This is a genomic window from Ruegeria sp. (assembly GCF_040830605.1).
In the GTDB taxonomy this organism is placed as follows: domain Bacteria; phylum Pseudomonadota; class Alphaproteobacteria; order Rhodobacterales; family Rhodobacteraceae; genus Ruegeria.
This window is the reverse complement of the sequence record NZ_JBFOMD010000016.1, coordinates 37,023-54,048: the sequence shown is the minus strand read 5'-3', so window position 1 is coordinate 54,048 and position 17,026 is coordinate 37,023. Positions and strand designations below refer to the sequence as shown.

At 62.2% G+C, this 17,026-nt stretch carries 15 protein-coding genes and 3 tRNA genes; 7 read left to right on the top strand and 11 right to left on the bottom strand.

The features are described 5' to 3' along the window. Positions 1-5: 5 nt before the first annotated feature. From AB3N21_RS20160 to AB3N21_RS20130, 7 genes are all read left to right on the top strand, one after another. Entirely contained in the window at positions 6-446 is a 441-nt protein-coding gene (locus AB3N21_RS20160) for a TrgA family protein (RefSeq protein ID WP_171181113.1), read from the top strand. A 29-nt stretch (positions 447-475) separates the two neighbouring features. Further along, a complete protein-coding gene (locus tag AB3N21_RS20155; RefSeq protein WP_367936888.1) occupies positions 476-1,597 on the top strand; it encodes an NUDIX domain-containing protein in 1,122 nt (373 codons plus the stop codon). A gap of 82 nt (positions 1,598-1,679) precedes the next feature. Then, complete coding sequence (locus tag AB3N21_RS20150; RefSeq protein WP_367936887.1) at positions 1,680-2,714, top strand: cysteine synthase A; 1,035 nt, start codon at positions 1,680-1,682, stop codon at positions 2,712-2,714. Continuing rightward, positions 2,714-5,149 (top strand): DUF3772 domain-containing protein, encoded by a 2,436-nt coding sequence (locus AB3N21_RS20145; protein ID WP_367936886.1) that lies wholly within the window; start codon positions 2,714-2,716, stop codon positions 5,147-5,149. Before AB3N21_RS20150 ends, AB3N21_RS20145 begins: the two co-directional genes overlap by 1 nt. Next, positions 5,139-5,861 (top strand): alanyl-tRNA editing protein, encoded by a 723-nt coding sequence (locus tag AB3N21_RS20140; RefSeq protein WP_367936885.1) that lies wholly within the window; start codon positions 5,139-5,141, stop codon positions 5,859-5,861. The genes AB3N21_RS20145 and AB3N21_RS20140 overlap by 11 nt, the downstream gene beginning before the upstream one ends. A gap of 56 nt (positions 5,862-5,917) precedes the next feature. Beyond that, positions 5,918-6,007, top strand: a tRNA-Ser gene (locus AB3N21_RS20135). A gap of 188 nt (positions 6,008-6,195) precedes the next feature. Further along, the gene (locus AB3N21_RS20130) at positions 6,196-6,684 is read left to right on the top strand and encodes a LysM peptidoglycan-binding domain-containing protein (RefSeq protein WP_367936884.1); all 489 of its coding nucleotides are present in this window, start codon (positions 6,196-6,198) and stop codon (positions 6,682-6,684) included. A gap of 57 nt (positions 6,685-6,741) precedes the next feature. Here the strand turns inward: AB3N21_RS20130 and AB3N21_RS20125 are convergent, their stop codons facing one another. The 11 genes from AB3N21_RS20125 to AB3N21_RS20075 form a co-directional block, all read right to left on the bottom strand. Then, complete coding sequence (locus tag AB3N21_RS20125) at positions 6,742-7,902, bottom strand: ABC transporter substrate-binding protein (RefSeq protein ID WP_367936883.1); 1,161 nt, start codon at positions 7,900-7,902, stop codon at positions 6,742-6,744. 29 nt (positions 7,903-7,931) lie between these two features. Continuing rightward, positions 7,932-9,818 carry a long-chain fatty acid--CoA ligase gene (locus AB3N21_RS20120; protein ID WP_367936882.1) on the bottom strand — a complete coding sequence of 629 codons (1,887 nt, stop codon included), beginning with the start codon at positions 9,816-9,818 and terminating at the stop codon, positions 7,932-7,934. Positions 9,819-9,835: 17 nt separating this feature from the next. Further along, positions 9,836-10,609: an ABC transporter ATP-binding protein gene (locus AB3N21_RS20115; protein ID WP_367936881.1), complete on the bottom strand. Its 774-nt coding sequence runs from the start codon at positions 10,607-10,609 to the stop codon at positions 9,836-9,838. Continuing rightward, a complete protein-coding gene (locus AB3N21_RS20110) occupies positions 10,606-11,370 on the bottom strand; it encodes an ABC transporter ATP-binding protein (RefSeq protein ID WP_367936880.1) in 765 nt (254 codons plus the stop codon). The genes AB3N21_RS20115 and AB3N21_RS20110 overlap by 4 nt, the downstream gene beginning before the upstream one ends. Then, positions 11,367-12,464, bottom strand: a complete 1,098-nt coding sequence (locus tag AB3N21_RS20105) for a branched-chain amino acid ABC transporter permease (RefSeq protein WP_367936879.1) — start codon at positions 12,462-12,464, stop codon at positions 11,367-11,369. Before AB3N21_RS20105 ends, AB3N21_RS20110 begins: the two co-directional genes overlap by 4 nt. A 4-nt stretch (positions 12,465-12,468) precedes the next feature. Next, positions 12,469-13,344: a branched-chain amino acid ABC transporter permease gene (locus tag AB3N21_RS20100; RefSeq protein ID WP_367936878.1), complete on the bottom strand. Its 876-nt coding sequence runs from the start codon at positions 13,342-13,344 to the stop codon at positions 12,469-12,471. Between the two features lie 75 nt (positions 13,345-13,419). Beyond that, entirely contained in the window at positions 13,420-14,448 is a 1,029-nt protein-coding gene (locus AB3N21_RS20095; RefSeq protein WP_367936877.1) for a zinc-binding dehydrogenase, read from the bottom strand. Between the two features lie 379 nt (positions 14,449-14,827). Further along, positions 14,828-15,514, bottom strand: a complete 687-nt coding sequence (locus AB3N21_RS20090; RefSeq protein WP_367936876.1) for a hypothetical protein — start codon at positions 15,512-15,514, stop codon at positions 14,828-14,830. 205 nt (positions 15,515-15,719) lie between these two features. Next, a tRNA-Asn gene (locus AB3N21_RS20085) sits at positions 15,720-15,794 on the bottom strand. Between the two features lie 141 nt (positions 15,795-15,935). Further along, a tRNA-Asn gene (locus AB3N21_RS20080) sits at positions 15,936-16,010 on the bottom strand. 65 nt (positions 16,011-16,075) lie between these two features. Beyond that, on the bottom strand, positions 16,076-16,990 hold the full coding sequence (locus tag AB3N21_RS20075) for an MBL fold metallo-hydrolase (protein WP_367936954.1): 915 nt from the start codon (positions 16,988-16,990) through the stop codon (positions 16,076-16,078). Between the last annotated feature and the right edge of the window lie 36 nt (positions 16,991-17,026).

Here is a 17,026-nt window from a genome sequence, read left to right as displayed (position 1 = left end):
ATTGAATGCCAACAGCTTCCCGTCTCGTCGCCGCCCTGTGCCTTGCGCTGCTTGCCTTTATCGTGTCGGGACAGGTGATGCCAAGGATGCCGGAAGGCACGGATTTCGGATATTTCACCTGGGTCAACGTGGCCTTGGGGATCGTCTGCGGTTGGGTGGTGATCGGCAAACGCGCAGGCCGGGGCACCACCTGGGCCATCAACAATGGGCTCACCGGCATGGCGGCACTGGTGTTCTGGGCGCTGTTCGTGCAGGGCTGTTACGAAATGGTCCGGTTGGCGATGCGTCATCGCTATGACGGCCCGTTCGAAGCGTTGCTGGCAATCTTTCAGATCGGGGTTGAATACGGCGCGGTTCTGATATTTCCCAATACAATCTGGACATTGCTGATCGGTGGGGTCATAGCGGGGCTGCTGACCGAGTCCGCCTGGCATCGCTGGCGGTAAGGTGCTTTCGACAAAGGAAGTAGTGTCCCGTGTCCGATCTGTTTTTCTACGGCACGCTGCGTCATGTGCCGCTGCTTGAGGTGGTGTTGGGCCGCCCGGCCTCGGACATCGATCTGACCCCGGCAACGCTGGCCGATCACGCGGTTCACGAGGTCAGCGATCAGATATTCCCGATGATCGTACATGCACCCGGTGAGCGGGCCGAGGGCGTTCTCGTGCGGGGCCTTGGACTAGACGATATCGCCCGGATGGAATTCTACGAGGGCGGGTTCGATTTTGATCTGGAGCCCCGCCTGCTGGAGCTTCCCGATGGTAGTAAAGCCGAGGCGCAGGTTTTTATTCCGGAGCCGAATTTGTGGCAGACGGGCGAGCTGTGGGTGTTTTCGAACTGGGCCAGAGCCTGGGGTGAACTGACCCTGCATGCGGCAAGGGAGGTCATGGGGCACTACGGTCGGATGACGGCGGCCGAGATCGCCCGCAGTTTTGGTGCCATCCGTGTGCGCGCGGCGGCGCGGGTTGCTGCCAGCCGCCGGCCCAGGGATCCCGAGCGTGACGTGAAGCGCGATGTCATCGTGAACGACCACAGATACGCCTATATCGGGCATTTCGGCCACGAAGAAATGACGCTTAAACACCGGCAGCATGACGGTTCGATGGGGCCGGTTCTGAACCGGAGTGCCCTGATGAACGGGCAGGCCTCGGTGGTACTGCCTTACGATCCGGTTCGCGACCGGGTGGTACTGATCGAGCAGTTTCGCCCGCCGGTTTACATGATTGGCGATCCCGCCCCCTGGATGTGGGAAGCGGTTGCCGGCATGGTCGATCCGGGCGAGACCCCGCTAGAGGCCGCCTATCGCGAGGCACGGGAAGAGGCGCATGTGTCTTTGCACGGCGCCGAATATGTCGGCGGCGCCTATTCCTCGTCAGGGTCGTCATCCGAGTTCCTGCATCTCTATCTCGGTCTCGCTGATCTGACCGAGACCACCGAAACGGGCGGGGTCGAGCATGAAGGCGAGGATATCCGCAGCCGCATCATATCCTTCGATGCGCTGATGCAGATGGTGGATCGCCATGAAATCAAGAACATCCAGCTATTGACCATTGCCAATTGGCTGGCCCGGCACCGCGATCGTTTGCGTGCCGAGGCGTGACGGACCGGGCGTCATCTCAGCTTGAGGTCGGCTTGAGGCACCTGTACACCGGGGCAGGTAATTCGAACACGCGAGGGGCACCATGCGCATTGCACGAGATCTGGCGGACGCCGTTGGCAAAACACCTCTGATCCGGCTGCGCCGCATCAGTGAAGAAACCGGCTGCGAGATCCTCGGCAAGGCTGAGTTCATGAACCCCGGACAATCGGTCAAGGACCGCGCCGCGCTTTACATCATCCGCGATGCCATTGCACGTGGTGACCTGAAGCCCGGCGGCACCATCGTCGAAGGGACGGCGGGAAACACCGGCATCGGGCTGGCGCTGGTCGGGGCCTCGATGGGGTTCAAGACGGTAATCGTGATCCCCGAAACCCAGTCGGAAGAGAAAAAGGACATGCTGCGGCTGGCGGGCGCGCAACTGGTGCAGGTGCCTGCCGCGCCCTACCGCAACCCCAACAACTTTGTCCACTATTCGCGCCGTCTGGCCGAGCAACTAGCGCGAACCGAACCCAACGGCGCGATCTGGGCCAACCAGTTCGATAACATCGCCAACCGGCAGGCGCATGTGGAAACGACCGGCCCGGAAATCTGGGAGCAGACCGGCGGCAAGGTGGATGGTTTCGTCAGCGCCGTGGGCTCGGGCGGAACGCTGGCGGGGGTGGCCGATGCGTTGCAGCCCAAAGGCGTCAAGATCGCGCTGGCCGATCCGATGGGCGCGGCGCTTTACAGCTATTACACCACCGGCGAACTGGCGATGGAGGGCGGCTCGATCGCCGAGGGCATCGGACAGGTGCGCATCACCAAGAACCTCGAAGGGTTCACCCCCGACTTCTCGTATCAGGTCACCGACAATGAGGCGGTGCCATACATCTTCGACCTGCTGCGCGAGGAAGGGCTGGTCATGGGCGGCTCGACCGCGATCAACATGGCCGGTGCGGTGCGGCTGGCCAAGGATCTTGGCCCGGGCCACACCATCGTCACCGTCCTGTGTGACTACGGCACGCGGTACCAGTCGAAACTGTTCAATCCCGACTTCCTACGGGAAAAGGAACTGCCAGTGCCGGACTGGATGACCAAAGCGCCCCGCAGTATCCCGGGCGTGTTCGAGGACGTCTGATGCCGCGGCTGGGCCGTATCTTAGGCGCGTTGCTGACCGTCATCCTGCTGGGGCTGGGGGTCTCTGCCCTGGCCCAGACGGCCGAGGAACAGCGTGAGCATTATCAGCAATGGCTCAAGACCGCCACGCGCGCGGAAGAGGTGGTGGATGCCAATCGGGCCTCGAACGCGGCGCTGGAAAAGCTGCGATCCGAGATCGACGGATACCGCGAGATCTTCAACAACGTCCGCAACGAGAATACCGACCGGATCAAGACTCTTGAGGGGCAATTGCAGGCCCTTGGCCCCAAGCCTGAGGATGGCACCGAGGAATCGCCGGATATCGCCGCGCTGCGTACCCATCTGAACGAGCAGCTCGACAAGCTGCGCGTGCCTCGGATCATCGGTGAAGAGGCGTTCAGCCGCGCCAACGGTCTGATCAGCGAGATCGACCGCATCCTGCGTGACCGGCAGGCGAAGGAGTTGCTGCAACGCGGGCCGTCGCCCGTTGATCTGCGTCACTGGCCCGATGCGCTAACCGACATCCGGAACGCCGGGCGTTCGCTGGTGAACGAAACGATCACCAATCTGCGGTCGGATGTGACGCGCGAGCGGATATACAACCGCGCCCCGGCCATTCTGGTGCTGGTTTTGATTGCGGCACTGCTGCTGGCGCGCGGTAAACGGTGGTCGGAACGGGCGGGCGCCTATATGCGGGCCCTGGGCGGGCGCGGGACCGGGGTGTGGTCCTTTCTGGTGTCCCTGTCCCGTATCCTGTTCCCGTGGCTGGGTGTCTATGCACTGACGGTGGCCGTGTCGCTCAGCGGTGTTCTGGGCGTGCGCGGAACTTTGGTTTTGGAGCAGGTGCCGTATTGGGCGGCGATCATCCTTTATTACAACTGGATCGGGCGTCAGATTTTCCTGATGGGTGCGTCGGGCCGGTTCCGGGGCCTGGCCCCGGGGCAGATCACCGAGCTGCGGATCCATATCGATCTGCTGGCGGTGATGCTGGTATTGCAGGATCTGGTAAGGCTATTCGAGCGGATCGAGAACATCTCGGACGCGACCCGGGCCGTGACCGGTTTTCCGGTTATCGTGGCCACTGCGCTGCTGCTGCTGCGCCTGCAACAAATCCGCACGCGCGATAATGGGGAAGAAACGGCGGACGGGGATGAACCTGCGCGCGGCGGCGGGTTCAGCAAACTGATCGAGGTGTTTCGTCGCGGGTTGTTCCTGCTGGGTATCGCCTCGCCAGTCCTGGCTGCTTTTGGCTATACGAACGCTGCCGAAGGCATCGTGTTTCCGGCCGTCAAAACCCTGGCCCTGATCGCGACGCTGGTTATCCTGCAGCGCTTCCTGGCCAGCGTCTATGGCTTGCTCAGCGGGCAGGGCGAGGCAGGGAGGGACTCGCTCTTTTCGGTCATCGTCGGCTTTGCTCTGGCGATTCTGGCCCTGCCGATCCTGGCGCTTTACTGGGGCGCGCGCGCGACCGATCTGACCGAGCTCTGGTCGCAGTTGCTCTTGGGCTTCGACATCGGCGGGGTGACGATCTCACCCACCAATTTCCTGACATTCGTCGCAATCTTCGCCATCGGTTATGCATTGACCCGGCTGTTGCAGGGGGGGCTGCGCAATTCGCTGCTGCCCAAGACCCGGATCGACCCGGGCGGGCAGAATGCCATCGTGGCGGGCACCGGCTATGTGGGCATCTTTCTTGCGGCGCTCATTGCCATCATCGGCGCCGGGTTCGACCTGTCGTCGCTGGCCATCGTCGCCGGTGCACTTTCGGTCGGGATCGGTTTTGGCCTGCAAACCATCGTGTCCAACTTCGTCTCGGGCATTATCCTGCTGGTCGAGCGCCCGATCTCGAAGGGCGATTGGATCGATGTGAACGGGCAGATGGGATATGTCCGCGATATCTCGGTGCGCTCGACCCGGATCGAGACCTTTGACCGGACCGATGTCATCATCCCGAACTCGGACCTGATCAGCGGCACGGTGACCAACTACACCCGTGGCAACACGGTGGGCCGGGTGATCGTGCCCGTCGGCGTGGCCTATGGCACCGATACCCGCCGGATCGAGACCATTCTGGGCGAGATCGCCAATGCCCATCCGATGGTGCTGGCCAACCCGGCACCCAGTGTGGTGTTTCAGGGCTTTGGCGCGGACTCGCTCGATTTCGAGATCCGCGCCATCCTGCGGGACGTGAACTGGGTGCTGTCGGTCAAATCCGACATGAACCACGAGATCAACCGGCGCTTTGTCGAAGAGGGGATCGAGATCCCGTTCGCCCAGCGTGACGTCTGGCTGCGCAATCCCGAGACTCTCGACCCCAAGGCGGCCAGGGCACCGGAAACCAAACCCGATGCGCCCAAGCCCGCGGCGGCGCCCAGCAGCAGTCCTGTCGAAATGACCGAGGCCGATATGGATATAGGGGGTGGCGATGACCACTGAGATGCTCTTTCGCGACGACGCCTATCTGCGCAGTGCACCCGGCACCGTCACGGGCCATACATCCGACGGCGGCGTGATCCTGAACCGCTCTCTGTTCTATCCGACCGGCGGCGGTCAGCCCGGCGATGGCGGGCGGCTGTTGTGGGATGATGGTGAGATGACTGTGGCAACAGCCATCAAAGGCGACGAAGGTACGATCGTTCTGGTGCCGGCGGAGGGTGACGCCGCACCGTCGGCGGGCACCTGGATTACGCAGGAACTGGATTGGGACCGACGGTACAGGCACATGCGCGTGCATACGGCACTACATCTGCTCTCGGTGGTGATCCCGTTGGAGGTCACCGGCGGTTCCATCGGGACCGAAAAGGGCAGGCTCGACTTCAACATACCCGAGGCGCCGCAGGACAAGGAGGCATTGCAGACGCAGTTGCAGGAGCTGATCGACCGCGATCTGCCGGTGACCGAGGACTGGATCACCGATGAGGAACTCGACGCAAATCCCGGGCTGGTCAAGACCATGTCGGTCTCACCCCCGCGCGGGTCTGGCCGGGTGCGGCTGGTCAGAATCGGCGAAGGTGAGACGCAGATCGACCTGCAGCCCTGCGGGGGCACCCATGTGGCCCGCACCGCCGAGATCGGGCGTATCCGCCTGGGAAAGGTCGAGAAAAAGGGCAGGCAGAACCGCCGTGTCTATCTACATCTCGACGACTGATTGGGCACAATCGCCCCTTGCAAATCCCGCGGCGATCGTCCAAATATCCCCGGCACGGAGAGGTGGCCGAGTGGTCGAAGGCGCACGCCTGGAAAGTGTGTAGGCGGGAAACCGTCTCCAGGGTTCGAATCCCTGTCTCTCCGCCATAACCTGCTGAAATAGAATTTATATTTCTGCCGCTAGGCCTGCAGACGGGTGGCGGCATGACGGCTTGCCTGCCTCCGGCGGCGTGACGATTGCGCTGCGCCATACCGATTGCGGCAGTTTTGCTGTATAACGCCTGCACTTTCAGAACGAAAAACGCACCTGAATTAACTCAGCAGGAGTGATTGATATGACCAACACACTTGATATCCAACAACCTCAGCCATTCGATCTGGTGGACTCGAACATCCTGATTGCCGGGAATGCCACGGCGTTCGAGGGGACACTCAGCATTCGCGTATCAGAAGGGCATGACGAGTATTCGTCCTTTGCCACAGTGGGCTCGCTTGGGCTCCGGCAGTTTCAGGGCTCCATCGAGATCCCCGACACGAACACCTTCAAGCTCAACCGCCTGTTTCTTACCCTTGCCGACGATACCGGCAATCCAAACGGTCCGTCTGTCGTGATCCCGGTTCTGTTTGGTCCGCTCATTTTACCGGGCTACGGCGGGTGGCGGCCTTATGTGGTACAGCCGGGCGATACGCTGATCCAGATTGCCCAGGCGCAATATGGCAATTCGAACTTCCAGCCGATCTTTGAGGCAAACCAGCACATTGTGAACGATCCGAACCTGATCTTTCCCGGTCAGGTGCTGCGCATCCCGAGGGATGATATCTGAAACTGTCTTCAGCAGATGAGAGGGGCGCCCGGGGTCTACCCGGACGCCTTCTGTATTTCACTCTTCGTAGATCTTCTTCCAGTTGCCGTTCTCGACCACGTTCACATAAATCGAGTTCGCGCCCTGATGGTCGTCGGGACCATAATCGATGTGATTGCCGACCAGATCATCCATGTAATCCAGCGTCTCCATAGCGGCGATGAAGCTTTCGTGGGTCAGGTCCGGTCCGGCAACCTCGAGCGCCTTGACCATCATCTCGGCAGCCGCATAGCCCAGCATGGCAAAGCCCACCGCATCCTCGCCGGTGGCGGCCTTGTATTCCTCGATGAACGCCTTGGGAGCTGGCTCCTCGGCGCGGGCCCAAAGGTCTTGCCATGAGGCTGCGGCATAAAATCCTTCGGTCACCCCGCCCGGAACCCTGGCCACAACAGTCAGGAAGCTGGCTGAGGTGCCCATGAATTTCATGTCCGTCAACCCCATCTTCTTGGCGGTGCCGACCACGGTGATGGCCTGCCGCACACCCAGCGCAATGGTGACGATGTCACAGCCCGCCTCTTTGAGCTTGGACAGAGAGCCCACGAAATCGGTCTCGTCCGGCTTGTGCGTGGTCTCGGCGGCGAAGGTGATGCCGGCCTCTTCGGCCCCGGCGCGCGAGCCTTCCAGGATCTCCTTGCCGAAATCGGTCGGCAGGTACATCGTGCAGACCTCTTGCGCGCCATGTTCACCGGCCAGATAGCCCACGCCCACGCGGCTCTGGTCGTAGTAGCTGGAGAACGAGGTGAACTTGTTCTTCATCGGCTCCTGCAGCATCTGCCGCGCCGCTGACAGGGGGGCCACGTTCGGGATGCCCTTGGGATCGAGCAGCTTGAAGCCCGCGAGATTCATCGGCGTGCCCAGGCTTTGCAGCATGGCAAAGACCTTGTCGCGGTTGAGCAGCTTGTTGTAGCCCTGCATCGCGCGCGGCATCTGGTATCCGTTATCCTCGACCACGTAACGGATCTTGCGCCCATGCACGCCCCCCGCCGCGTTGACCCGGTCGAACACCACATTTGCGCCTTTGACGGCCGGTACGCCAACGGCGGCAAAGATGCCGCTGAGGTCGTTTACCGAGCCGATGACGATCTCATCATCGGTGACACCTTGTGTCTCTGCGCCGGCCCATGTGGCCGCCGCCGTCAGCGCCGTGGCCGCGGCCAACCGCTTGATCATAATCCTCATATTTCTCCTCCCTTCGGGTCATCCCTGACTTATGTGTACATGTCCTCGATCAGATTTGCGTGTTTCTTTTCCACCAGACCGCGTTTTAGCTTCATGGTGGCGGTCAGTTCGTCGTCCTCGGCGGTCAGCAGGACGTCGATCAGGCGGAAATCCTTGATCTGCTCGACCCGGGCAAATTCGGTGTTCACCGCCTTGACCTCATCCGCGATCAACGCGCGCACCTCGGGCGCGGCGCAGAGCGAGGCGAAATTCGAGAACGGCACCTTGTGGTCCTGAGCGTATTTCTCGACGTTCTCCTGATCAATCATTATCAATGCTGTCAGATACTTGCGCCGGTCGCCGATGATGACCGCGTCCGAGATATAGTGGCTGAATTTCAGACGGCTTTCGATCTCGGCCGGGGTGATGTTCTTGCCGCCCGCGGTGATGATGATGTCCTTGAGGCGGCCGGTGATGGTGACATAGCCATCCTCATCCATCCGCCCCACATCGCCTGTGCGCAGCCAGCCGTCGCCGGTGAAGGTCTCGGCGGTTTTCTCGTTGTTGCGCCAGTAGCCCTGAAAGACGTTGAGGCCCTTGACCTGAATTTCTCCGTCCTGTCCAATTCGTACATCTATTCCGGGCACGGCTTTCCCAATTGTACCAACCCGATTTTCATCAGGCGTGTTGATGGTTGCGATGCCAGCGGTTTCGGTCATGCCGTAGCCTTCGACCAAGGGCACACCGATGGCCCAGTACCATTTCAGCAATTCGGGTGAGATCGGGGCCGCGCCGGTGCCGCCGCGCCGCAGCCGATCCATGCCCAGCATCCGCCGCAGGTTGCGCAGAACCAGCCGGTCCCAGAACCAGAACTGCGCATTCAGGCCGCCGGGAACAGGTTTTTTTTCAACAAGATATGAGGCGCGCTTCATCCCCGTTTTCAGCGCCATGCCAAACGCGACACGTCCCAGAGGTGTCGCCTCCTGCGCCATGATCAGGACTTGGGAATAGATCTTCTCCCACACACGCGGCACGGCAGTGAAGGTGGCGGGCGAGACCTCTTGCAGGTTGGCAAACACCGTCTCGGGGCTTTCGGCGAAGTTCACCGTGCTTTTCGAGGCGAGCGGGAAATAGATCGACACGTCGCGCTCAAGGATGTGGCAGAGCGGAAGGAAACAGAGTTGTTCGTCGGTTTCATATGAGGAAAGGCGGTGCGCGCCCGCCTCGATACCGGCCATGATGTTCTCATTGCTCAGCATCGCGCCCTTGGGCATGCCGGTGGTGCCCGAGGTGTAGATCAGAAGGGCGGTGTCAGACGGGCTCGCCTTGGTGATCTCGGTATCGAAGGCGCCGGGCTCGTCGCGCTCTGCCTGCCGCCCGATGTCGTACAGCTCCTCGATCATCAGGCAGCGGTGATGGTCGAGATCGTGCAGGCCTTCGTCTTCGAGGATGATGACGTTCAGCAGGCTCGGCACCTCGCCCTCGATCTGCAGGTATTTGTCCAGTTGCTCCTCATCCTCGACAATCAGAAAGCGGCTGTCGCTGTCATTGATCAGGTAGGACAACTGGCTGGCCGAGTCTGTGGTGTAGACGCCCGAGGCGATGCCGCCCACGCATTGGATGCCCATGTCGAACCAGGCCCATTCCTTGCGGTCCTCGCTGAGGATGGACACCACTTCGCCCCGTTGCAGGCCCAGCTTGCGCAGGGCGAGGCCGATCCACTTGGCGTGGTTCCAGTAGTCCGACCACGAGTAGGATTTCCAGATGCCGAAATCCTTTTCCCGATGCGCGGTGCGGCTGCCCAGATCGGCGCAGCGTTTCTGGAACAGGCCGGGGATGGTGGCGGTGCCATCCACCAGCACCGGGCGCTGGCCCGGTGTGGCGTTGAAGGTGACGCCGTTGATCACGGTCTGTGCGGGCAGGGTGCTTGCATCCACCTGGCTCACCTCCTCACTTATCGCCATGTCTTCTTGCGCTTCCAGCGGCGGTTTTCCCGCGCGCCTTCTTCCTGAACGCCTAAATAGAAGTTCTGGATGTCCTCAGACTTCATCAACTCGTCCGCCGTGCCGTCCATCACGATCCGGCCCACTTCCATCACATAACCATCATGCGCCAGTTCCAGCGCGGCGCGGGCGTTCTGCTCGACCAGCATCATGGTCATGTTCTGCTCGGTGTTGAGCCGTTTCAGGATAGCAAAGATTTCCTGCACCAGGATCGGGGAGAGCCCCAGCGAGGGTTCGTCCAGCAACATGATCTGCGGGTTCGCCATCAGCCCACGCCCGATGGCCAGCATCTGTTGCTGCCCGCCGGAGAGTGTCCCTGCTTCCTGATCGCGGCGTTCGGCAAGGATGGGAAAGTAGGAAAACACCAGTTCCCGGTCCCGCTCGACCTGCGCCTTGTCGGGCGAGGTATAGGCGCCGAGGCTCAAATTCTCGTCGACGGTGAGCAGGGGAAACACCTCGCGCCCCTCGGGGACATGCACGATGCCCTTCTGCACCACCTTGTGGGGTTCCGAGCCCTGAATATCCTCGCCATCGAAAGTGATGGTGCCCTTTTCCGGGTCCATCACCCCCGAGACGGTTTTCATCAGCGTGGTCTTGCCCGCGCCATTGGCGCCGAGGATCGAGACGATGCGGCCCGGGTGCACATCCAGTGACACACCGCGAATGGCCATGATCGGACCGTAAAAACTCTCTATATTGCGGATTTTCAGGATCGGCCCGGTCATGAGGCTTTCCCCAAGTAGGCCTCGATCACCGCCGGATGCGCCTGCACCTCTGCCGGTGTGCCCAATGCCAGCTTTGCGCCATCCGCCATGGCCAGCACCCGGTCCGAGACGCCCGAGACCAGCCCCATGTCATGTTCGACCATCAGCACCGTGATTCCCATCTGCCGCCGGATATCGTCGATCCACCAGCGCATGTCGGTGGTCTCTTCGACCGAGAGGCCGGACGCCGGTTCATCCAGCAGCAACAGCTTGGGATCGGTGGCCAGCGCACGTGCGACCTCGACCACCTTGCGGACGCCGTAGGGCAGCCCCGCGATCATCTTGTCGCGACAGGCTTGCAGGTCGAGGAAATCGATCACCTCTTCGACCTTTTCGCGGTTCTCCACCTCCTGCCGTCTGGCCGAGGGGGTAAAGAACAGCTCGGAGATCACGTTGGTCTTGCGGTGCCGGTGTCGTCCGACCAGCAGGTTCTGCAACACGGTGGCATGTTCGAACAGCTCGATATTCTGAAAGGTCCGCGCCACGCCATAGGCCGCGACGCCCGAGGGTTTGACCTGCAACAGATCATGACCATCGAAGCGGATCGTGCCCTCATAGGGGTCGTAGAAGCGTGAAATCAGGTTGAAGACGGTGGATTTTCCGGCGCCGTTGGGGCCGACGATGGCAAACACCTCACCTTCCTCAACCGAGAAGGACAGCCGGTCCACCGCTGTCAGGCCACCGAATTTCAGGGTCACGTTGTTCAGCTCAAGCAGGCTCATCTCAGACGCTCCGTCTTGAGGTAGGATTTTTGCCGTCTGAACATGTCCTTGCGGTAGAAGGGGAACAGTTCGAACCAGGTGCGGATCTTCAGCCAGCGGCCATAGATGCCCATCGGTTCGAACAGGATGAAGGCGATCAGGATCAGGCCGAACACGCCGAATTCCAGCCCCGGAATGGCGACCGTATTGCCGCCGATGACGGCGCCCACATATTCCTTGGAGATCGACAGGAACTGCGGCAGAAATCCGATAACGATGGCGCCGAAGAACGCGCCGTGGATCGAGCCCAGCCCGCCGATCACGATCATCATGAGAAGCTGGATCGAGATCACCACGCTGAAGGTTTCATTGTTGAACGCCCCCGCATAGAGCCCCATCAGCGCGCCCGCCCAGCCGGTGACGGCGCAGGAGAGGCCGAAGGAGATGGTCTTGGTTCGCGCGATGTCGACACCCATGGCCTGCGCCGACACTTCGCTGTCGCGCACGGCGATGAAGCTGCGGCCCAGCGGTGCCCGCAGCAGGTTGATATAGCCGAGCGTCACCAGCACGGTGACGGCGAGCACCAGCCAGTAGAAGGCGCGCGGCGTGCCCCAGCGGTCGACGAGAAAGCCAAAGATCTCGACCCCGCCGATGTATTTTCCGGCAACGCCGCCGGTGATCGGTTCGGTCAGCACGATGATGTCATCCATCAGGATCGACAGGGCCAGCGTGAAGATCGCCAGATAGATGCCGTGCAGGCGCAGGGCAGGGATGGCGATGAGGGCGCCGATTATGCCGGTCAGGATGCCCGCCAACGGGAAGGCGATCAGGAAGGGAACGCCGGCCTCGATCAGGATCACGTTAGCGTAGCAGCCAAAGGCCAGAAACGCGGCGTGGCCGAGGCTGGCCTGCCCGGTATGGCCGGTCAGGATCATCAGGCCCAGCCCGGCGATGGCCCAGATCAGCACGTTGGTCAGCTCGCCCAGATAGAAGTCGTCGAGCCACCACGGTGCCACGATGACCACGGCCAGCAGGATCAGGTAGAGGCCTAATTGATAGCCGTCCTTCCAAGGGCGGATGTCCTGCATGTAGTCGGTTTTGAACACGATCCGCATCGGCTTAGACCTTCTTGACGCGCACTTGGGAGAACAGCCCGTGCGGGCGGAAGATCAGCACCGCCAGCAGCAGCGCGTAAGGCGCGATCTGGCTGTACCCGGCGGCGATGTAGCGGCTGGCGAAGGGTTCGATCACGCCAACGATCAGACCGCCGGCCAGCGCGCCGGGCAGGCTGCCGAAGCCGCCGATGACCGCCGCCGCAAAGGCCTTGATGCCCAAAAGGCCGGTGTTGGGATCGACCGAGCCCTTGGCGGCGAAGAGGATGCCCGCGACGCCCGCGACCACGCCCGCCAGCGCCCAGATCAGGCCCTGCACCCGCTTGACCGGCACGCCCATGTAGTAGGCGGCCAGTTGGTTCTGCGATGCGCCCTGCATCGCCAGCCCCAGCTTGGTCCGGCTGAAAAAAACGTAGAGCGCCCAGGTGAGCAGGATGGTGACGATGATCACCGCCACGTCCTCCATCCCCAGCACCAGGCCGCCGAACCGCACCTCCTTGCCCGCCAGCGGGTTCTGCAGGGTCTGAGGCTCATGCCCCCAGATCAACCCGGCGACAAAGCGGATCACGAAGCCCAGCGCGATGGTCAGGATCACCACCGCGGTCTGGCTTTCCCCGAACATGCGCCGGATCACCAGCCGGTCGAGCGCATAGCCCAGCGCCCCCATGATCCCCAGCGAGATCGGCAGGGCCAGCCAGAACGGCAGGCCCATATATTCGGTATTGGTCAGCCCGATGGTGACAAAGGCACCCAGCATCATGAAATCGCCTTGCGCGAAATTCACCGCCTCGGTCGCCTTATAGATCAGCACGAAGCCGAGCGCGATCAGGCCGTAGACACAGCCATTGGCCAGCCCGCTGATCAGCAGCTGCACGTTGTCCAAATTGTCCTCCCCGCGCCGGTTGTCCCGCGCCTCGTTTCGTTCCCGGTGCTCCTCACTTCACCGGGCATGATACCACTATGGCGTGATCATTATCTTTCCGTCAGTCTTTTTCGTTGCATCGGCCAATCCGGACACAACTTCGCGCAGCGGCAGATGCGTCGAGACATCGGTCTTCCAGCGCCCGTCGGCAAAGCGGGCCTGCACTTCGGCCACCACGCGCATCTGATCGGCGGGCGGCGTGGACATCATCCATTGGGTCAACCAGAACCCCTCGATCCGCTTGCCCATGAAGATAAACTGGCCCATCTGCGTCAGTCTTGGCGGTTCGGCGCTGAGCTTGCCGTAGCTCACCCAGCGCGCCTTGTTGGGCATCGCGGCAAAGATCTGTTCCGAGAGCTGGTCCGATACCGCGTCGAGGAACACGCGCGGTTTCAGGTCCTTGCTGAGGGCCGCGAACTGATCAATGACGTCAGCATCGGTGGTGACCAGCACCGCCTCCGCGCCCAGCTCTTTCAAGGGTTCGACCGCCTCGGCGCGGCGGACCAGCGCGATGGGTTTCAGCCCCAGATCCCGGCCCAGGCTGCACATCAGCTTGCCCAGCTGGCTCGTGGCCGCCGAGAGGACAAAGGCGTCGCCATCCGAGCGGGCGATATCCACCATCGCCATGGCGGTCAGCGGGTTGACGATCTGCGCCGCACCATCCTCGTCCGAAATGTCGGGGCGCAGGGGAATACACATTTGCGCCTGCGTCACCACGTATTCCGCCCAGGCGCCCGAGCCTGCTGCGACGAATGCCACGCGCTGGCCCATCAACCCCTCGGCGCCCTGACCCGCAGCCACCACTTCGCCACAGCCCTCAAAACCGGCGGGCGCGCCCTTGACCCGGGGCTGACCGTATTCGCCCTTGATGAAATGCAGATCAGACGGGTTGACCGAGGCCATGCGCATACGGATCAGAACCTGACCGGGTCCGGCCTGCGGCAGCGGCAGTTCTGCCTCGGCCAGCCAGTCCGAGGCGTCCTCGATAACCGGGCCGGTCGCGGTGCCGGAATACCCGTCGTGGGTCTGGGTCACCGCGAACATGGTTTCGGGCAGATCTGTCATCCTGAGGTCCTTTCGGCTGGACAAACGGGTAGGGGGCCTGTTGCACCAAATTCAACCGGGCTGCGGGCCTGGCCGATGTCAACGAGATTGATTGATCGAATCGGATCAACCCGGGTCGGCGCCAAACTCTGGCACATGCATATCAGGTCCGGGGAGGCGGCTGTAACGGGGTCTTGTCGGAATGTACTGGCGCCCGGTCGGGCATCGGTCTGGATCAAGGGACAAGTCCGTTCGGTTCAACGTGATCCAAGGCAAACATGGCAGCCAGCCCGCCGTCAATTCGCGTCTCCAATGACGTCACGGAAAACGTCTGTGCGGCGGGGCGGATCAAACGCTCCGCCGCAGGTTTTTTAGGTGGCCGGCGAGCCGGCCGTTGCGCTTATTGCGTCAGCAGTTTGCTGAGCTCCTGCACCTTGTCGGCAAAGCTGTCAGGCGAATCCCGGATATCGGTCAAAAGCTTGACCGCCTGTGTCTTGATGTCTTCGGCCAGCGGGCTGGACTGCACGGCCGTGACCATGGTCTGGTAGTCGAAACCGTCGGCGGTCAGGATACCGCTGTCTTCCCAGGCCTTCATCAGCGCGGCACCCGGATTTCCAAGCGCGGCAATCTGCTCGCCTGCCTGTTCAGTCAGCGAACTGGCCGCGTCCGAGGCCTGCTCGGTTGCGGATTCCACCGCTTCGGTGGCGCCTTCCGTCGCAGCCTCGGCGGTTTCGGTCACCTGCTGGGTTGCGGATTCTGCCGCCTCGGTTGCCTGTTCGGTCAGCGCTTCGGCGGCTTCGGTTGCTTCTTCGGTGGCGCCTTCAACCGCCTCGGTCACGGCCTGAGTCGCGGTTTCCGCAGCTTCCGTGGCCTGTTCGGTCACTGCCTCGACAGCGTCTTCGGCCTGTTCAGCCACCGAGCTTGCACCCTCGGCCACTTCCTCGGTCGCGGTTTCTACAGCTTCACTTGCCTGCTCGGCAGCGCTTTCCAGCTGCTCGCCGGTGGTGGCCGGGGGTTGCTTCAGAACGTAATAGGCACCAGCGCCGATCGCGGCGATGATGACGGCAATAACAATCACTCGGGACATGTCTGGTCTCCTTTTGAATGGATGCGTCCCACATGGCAAAAATTCTGACAGCCGAAAGGGGGAATGTCCGAAAAACCTTTGCATTATCCGGGTTTGGGCCAGCTTTCGCTGAGGCGTAGGGCGGCGCAGGCAGGAACACGCCGCTGTGTGAACGGGCAAAGCAAAAGGGGTCCGACCGGTCTGGTCGAACCCCTTTCGTATCTTTTGGCTCCGGCGGTAGGGATCGAACCTACGACCAATTGATTAACAGTCAACTGCTCTACCGCTGAGCTACGCCGGAACGGTTCGCGCCGTATAGCAACCCGGTTTTTCGGCGTCCAGAGGGTAGGGCGGTTTTTTTGAGTTGTGGATCGAGAATTCTGGACGCAGCTATGCAAATGCATATAGGCGCGCGTGGCTCAATTCTGGGGCTTGAGAGGATTGGCTCCGGCGGTAGGGATCGAACCTACGACCAATTGATTAACAGTCAACTGCTCTACCGCTGAGCTACGCCGGAACGGTGCGCGCCGTATAGCAATCCGGATTCGGCTCGTCCAGAGGGGAAATCGGATTTTCTGTGCCTCAGGCGAGCCTGCGGAATTTGGCTGTGTAGGAGAGCTCACCAGTCGGCTCCACGCGGGATTTCCCTGTCAGATCAACCAGATGAGCAAAGACGTTGCGCTCGGCGGCGGGCAGCAGGGCGGCGGGCGTGTCGGTGTAGACGCGCTCGGCCAAATGCCGCGCCGTGGCGGGGGTGTCGGTCAACGCCTCCAGGATGGCGGCCTCGCGGCCTTGCCGGTGCGCGATCAGCCAATCGAGGCGCCCGGCGGGGTTATTCACCGGTGCGCCGTGGCCGGGGTGAAATACCCGCCAGTCTCGGGCGTGCAACCGGTGGCAGGCGGCCATGAAGTCGGTCAGGTCGCCATCGGGGGGCGAGACGAGAGAGCTGGCCCAGCCCATCACGTGATCGGCGGTGAAACAGGCTCCCTCCCACCCTAGCGCGATGTGATTGCCCAGATGCCCGGGCGTGTGGATCACCTCCAGCGTCCAGCCATCGCCTTCGATCAGATCTCCGTCACCCACCTCGATATCGGGGCGGAACGCCGAGTCGATGCCTTCGCCGCCGCCCGCCAGTCCGCCGGCGGCCAACTGCTGCATCACCGCGCTGCGCCCGGCCTCGGGGCCGCCAAAGGCCAGAACCGGGGCGCCGGTGCGGGCGGCCAGCGGGGCGGCGAGGGGCGAATGATCCAGATGCGTGTGGGTCACGACGATATGGCTGATGCGCTGACCGGGGGTAAGCGCGGCCAGAATCGCCTCCAAATGCGGCTCGCTCAGCGGGCCGGGATCGACCACCGCCAGATCGCGGGTACCCAGCAGGTAGGTGTTGGTGCCGCGATAGGTCATGGGCGAGGGGTTTGGTGCGAGCACCCGCCGCAGCCCCGGAGCCAGGTCGACCGGCACACCCATAGCCGGGTTGAAATCGTCTGGCGGCTGCATCATCGGCTCTTCCTCTCGTTCTGGCGGCCCGCTAGG